Source organism: Desulfuromonadales bacterium (assembly GCA_035620395.1).
Classification (GTDB): domain Bacteria; phylum Desulfobacterota; class Desulfuromonadia; order Desulfuromonadales; family DASPGW01; genus DASPGW01.
This window is the reverse complement of the sequence record DASPGW010000270.1, coordinates 1-4,506: the sequence shown is the minus strand read 5'-3', so window position 1 is coordinate 4,506 and position 4,506 is coordinate 1. Positions and strand designations below refer to the sequence as shown.

General features: G+C 59.0%; 4 protein-coding genes. 3 read left to right on the top strand and 1 reads right to left on the bottom strand.

Annotated elements, in window-relative coordinates:
• Positions 1-543 (bottom strand): hypothetical protein (locus tag VD811_14875; protein HXV22266.1); only part of this gene is annotated, 543 nt, incomplete at its 3' end.
• 130 nt (positions 544-673) lie between these two features.
• On the opposite strand from VD811_14875, the gene VD811_14870 reads away from it, so the two are divergent.
• The 3 genes from VD811_14870 to VD811_14860 all read left to right on the top strand — a co-directional run.
• Complete coding sequence (locus tag VD811_14870; GenBank protein HXV22265.1) at positions 674-2,017, top strand: type II secretion system F family protein; 1,344 nt, start codon at positions 674-676, stop codon at positions 2,015-2,017.
• 12 nt (positions 2,018-2,029) lie between these two features.
• On the top strand, positions 2,030-3,760 hold the full coding sequence (locus VD811_14865; protein ID HXV22264.1) for an ATPase, T2SS/T4P/T4SS family: 1,731 nt from the start codon (positions 2,030-2,032) through the stop codon (positions 3,758-3,760).
• The coding region (locus VD811_14860; protein HXV22263.1) for a hypothetical protein at positions 3,760-4,506 on the top strand (747 nt) is incomplete at its 3' end. The genes VD811_14865 and VD811_14860, both read left to right, overlap by 1 nt.

Genomic DNA, 4,506 nt, shown 5'->3' with positions numbered 1-4,506 from the left:
AGGTGACTGACCCGGCGCCGCTCCCCTAGCGGGCTGACTCGACACGAAGACGAATTTCCAGTCGCTGTAGGTCCCCGCCCCGTTGAAATCTTCGTACGGCTCGCGGAATCCGGTCTTCTTGAAAGGCTCCAGGCTGCTTTTGCTGTACACTCCCCGGATCCCGGCCAGGGACTGGACGGCGCCTGGCAGTCCGGTGATGCCTCCCCCCTGTTGGATTAGCTCGAAATCCTCGCCCGTCACGGGGTCCTTGTACTTCTCGCGCAGGTGCCGTTGCGTCTGCAGCGAGCGGGGGTCCTTGAGCAGGTCCTCAATGCTCCTGGGATATGCCGCCTGCGTTCCGGCCGACGCAATCTTGTTGTAGCTCTCGATGGCCCGCCGGTACTGGTTGCCGCGGAAGAGGAGTTCCTCTTCCCGCTCCCGCTCCATCACGTTCTTCCAGGTATTGCCGGCCATGCCGGCGGCCAGTCCCATGACCACCATCATGAGCAGGACCACCATCAGGGTGGCGCCGCGCTGATTTTTCAGGAAGGAAGGGCGTTTCATGACATGATCGTTTCTGTTCCTATGGATTTTGCTTGTGTTTTAAAAATGTTATAGCAAAACCGGGACAAATGCCAGACGGGAAAAATTGAACAAGAAAGGGCCCGAACGCGGTTTTTCGCGGCGGAAATAAATGACGGAGAACAACAGGAGTTGTCCCAGGCAAGGGATGGCCTTCAACCCCAAGCCAGAAGGCTGGACCCACTGCTCCTCCCTGTGTTCTTTTTCATCTATTTTTTTCTGTCGATATGATATAAAAAACCCCTCTATGCCTACTTTTCACTGTAAAATCGGCACGGCAGACGGACGGGTGGTGGAAAAAGATTTTGAAGCCGCCAGCCGCGAGCTCCTCAGAGAAAATCTTGAGGAGCAGGGATTTTACGTTTTTTCGATCAAGACACGTCCATTCCAGTTCCTTTCAAGCAAGGGCGGCAGTCGCGGCCGGTTCACCGGCAAGCGGTTTCTGACTTTCAACCAGGAACTGTTCGTGCTTCTCCGCTCCGGCCTGCCGATCATTCAGGTGTTGGACACCATTATCGAGCGAATCGAGCCGGGCGACATGCTCGAGGTCTTACGCCAGATACGTGATGATGTCAGGGGGGGAAGCGCACTTTCCGAAGCCTTCGGCAAATTCCCCCGAGCATTTCCGCATTTGTATATCGCCTCCATAAAGGCGGGCGAGCGGACCGGTGACCTGGCAGTCACCCTTTCCCGTTTCATTGCCTATCAGAAACGGGTCGAAGCAATCCGGGCCAAGGTGCGCAGCGCTTCGTTCTATCCCATGCTCCTGTGTATCGCCGTCGTTTCCGTGCTCCTTTTTCTAATGCTCTATGTTGTCCCCAGTTTCACCCGGATCTATGCCGATGCCAACGTCCAGTTGCCGTTCATCACCCGACTGCTGATTGCCGTGGCAACGGGGATGACGCGAGGGTTGCCGCTGCTGTTGTTGCTGCTGGCGGCAGCGGCTGTTGCGCTGCGGCTCTATCTCCGTTCGCAGGCGGGCAAGCTGATGCTGGATCGGCTGAAACTTACGCTCCCTTTTTTCGGAGCCCTGCTGGTGGACTATGGCCTGTCGAGTTTCTGCCGCACCTTCGCCACGACTCTCGCCAGTGGCATCCCCGTCGTTCAGGCGATGCAGATGTCGCGGGGAACCCTGAACAACCTCATTCTTGAAACACAGCTTAACAGTGCTGTTCTGCGCGTGGAGGAAGGCACGGCAATCTCTTCTGCTCTGGAACAGACCGGGTTCTTTCCCCTTATGGCGTTGCGCATGATCGGCGTCGGTGAATCAACCGGGGCTCTGGCCGATATGCTTACCGACGTGTCGGACTACTACGAAGCCGAGGTAGAGCGCCGTCTCGATCGCCTGACGACGATCATCGAGCCGCTGATGATGCTGGGGATGGGTCTGCTCATCGGCGGCATCGTGGTGGCCATGTACATCCCCATTTTCCAGCTGGCCGGAACGGTCCGGTAGGAAGCGGATAGCATGAATTTCGAGCGCAAGAAACTCGGAGACATTCTGGTGGAGACGGGAGCGATCACGCCGGCAGAGGTCAATCTCGTCCTGCAGAGGGTGGCCGATTCTGGCGAACGCTTCGGCACGGCCGTCGTCCGCGAGGGACTCGTTTCTGACGATCTGCTGGCCCAGGCGCTGGCTCGCCAGTTCCATCTCGACTACCTGAATCTCGACGGCTTCAGCCCCGACTCCGAACTGCTGGCATCGCTGCCGGTCGGCTTGCCGCTGCGGCATAAATTCCTCCCGGTGCGCCGCGAAGCGGGTGGTCTGGTCGTCGCGGTTGCGGATCCGACGGATGTTGCCCATCTGGATGACCTGGAACTGCTGCTGGACACCCGGCTTATTCTCCAGGTCGCGGCGCAGAGCAAGATTGTCCGCCTCCTGGAAAAGGGCGAGGAAGGGTCAAAAAGGGTCCTCAGGGAGGTCTCCGAGGACTTCAAGCTTCAGTTGGTCAAGGAAACCGAGAAGGGTGAAGAAGTCCTTTCCATCGAAAAACTGACGGCCGATACCAGTCCGATCATCCGGCTGATCGATTCGACCCTTTTCGATGCCCTCAACAAAAGGGCCAGCGACATCCACATCGAATCGAGCCAGAGCGGGGTCGTCATCAAGTACCGGGTCGACGGCGTTCTTTTTCGGGCCACCGAACCTCTCGACGGCCGGTTTCAGAGCCCCATCATCTCCCGCATCAAGGTCATGAGCGAGCTCGACATCTCGGAGCGGCGCATTCCGCAGGACGGCCGCTTCAAGGTCCGTCTGGGCGACAAATCGATCGACTTCCGCGTCTCCATCATGCCGAGCATTTTCGGTGAAGACGCCGTCATCCGCATCCTCGACAAGGAGAGCATCGCTGCCGACCTCAAGGGGCTGACTCTGGAGGCCCTCGGAATTTCGGAGCGGGAGCGAGAGCGCCTGCGCCGCAAGATCCGCGAGCCTTACGGCATGGTGCTGGTGACCGGTCCGACCGGCAGCGGCAAGACCACCACCCTCTATGCGGCCCTCACGGAGATCAACAACGAGGAAGAGAAGATCATCACCATCGAAGACCCCGTCGAATATCAGCTCAAGGGGGTCGTCCAGATACCGGTCAACGAAAAGAAGGGGCTCACTTTCGCCCGCGGACTGCGCTCCATCCTGCGCCATGACCCCGACAAGATCATGGTCGGCGAGATACGCGACCCGGAGACGGCGCAGATTGCCGTCCAATCGGCGCTGACCGGGCACCTGGTCTTCACCACCGTCCACGCCAACAACGTTTTCGATGTGCTCGGCCGTTTTCTGCATATGGGAATCGATCCGTACAATTTCGTCTCCTGCCTGAACTGTGTGGCCGCCCAGCGGCTGGTGCGCAAGAACTGCGAACACTGCAAGCGACCGGTCCGCTATGATCGCGAAACCCTCGAAACGTCCGGCCTCAGCTTCGAACAGTACGGCGACTTCGTCTTTTTCGAGGGGACCGGTTGCCGCGAATGTCATGGGACGGGATACCATGGCCGCAGCGCCATCGTCGAACTGCTCGAAGTCAACGATCATCTGCGCGAACTGATTGTCAACAAGGTTCCGGTGACCCAGCTGAAAAAGGCGGCCCGCGAGTACGGAACCATGTTCCTGAGAGAATCTGCCCAGGAGAAACTCTTTGCAGGTACGACCTCGCTGCGGGAAATCAATCGGGTGACTTTTATCGAAAAGGTGGACCAGTAGTGTTCCGGCGAACGTATCCCGCTCTCGATGTGACCCCCGGCGAGCTGCGCGGCGTGGCCCTGCACCGCCAGGGCAAGGGCGTCTCGCTTGACGATGGCCGAGTTTTTTCGCTGATGCAGGGGGAACTCTCGCTTTCTCTGCGGGAGCCGAACATTTCCGAACCGCGTCGCTTCGTCGAGGCCATCCGCAAGGTGCTCGACCCCATCGCGGCGGGCGAAGAGCGGATCGCCCTCTCTCTCCCCGACAGCGTCGGCCGGGTTTTGCTGGCGGAGACGGAAACCGCCTTCAAATCGAAGCAGGAGGGCGTGGAAATCCTCAAGTGGCAGCTGAAGAACAGCCTGCCGGGCGGCCCTAAAGACGTCCAGCTCGACTACCAGATCCTGAAAAAAAGCGATACGGGGCGTTGCACCCTGGCTGTTTCGCTCATCGCCAACCGTGTTCTCCACCAGTATGAAGCACTCCTGAGCGAGGCGGGCTATCATGCCGCGGTCATTGATTTTCATTCGCTGCACGTCTACAACTACTACCGCCCGCGCCTCGATCTGGGCGAGGACTTCATCCTGGTCGGAGTGGAAGGGAGCGCTTTGAGCATCCAGTTTTTCCAGGGGCGGGTTCTGGCTTTTCACCGTGCCCGGGAAGTGCAGACCTCACCGGTACGGGTGTTCCAGGAACTGAGCCGCTCGGTCGTCGGTTGTCACGAAAACTTCCCCGGCTTCCGGCGAGCGACGCTTTATCTGCACAGTGAC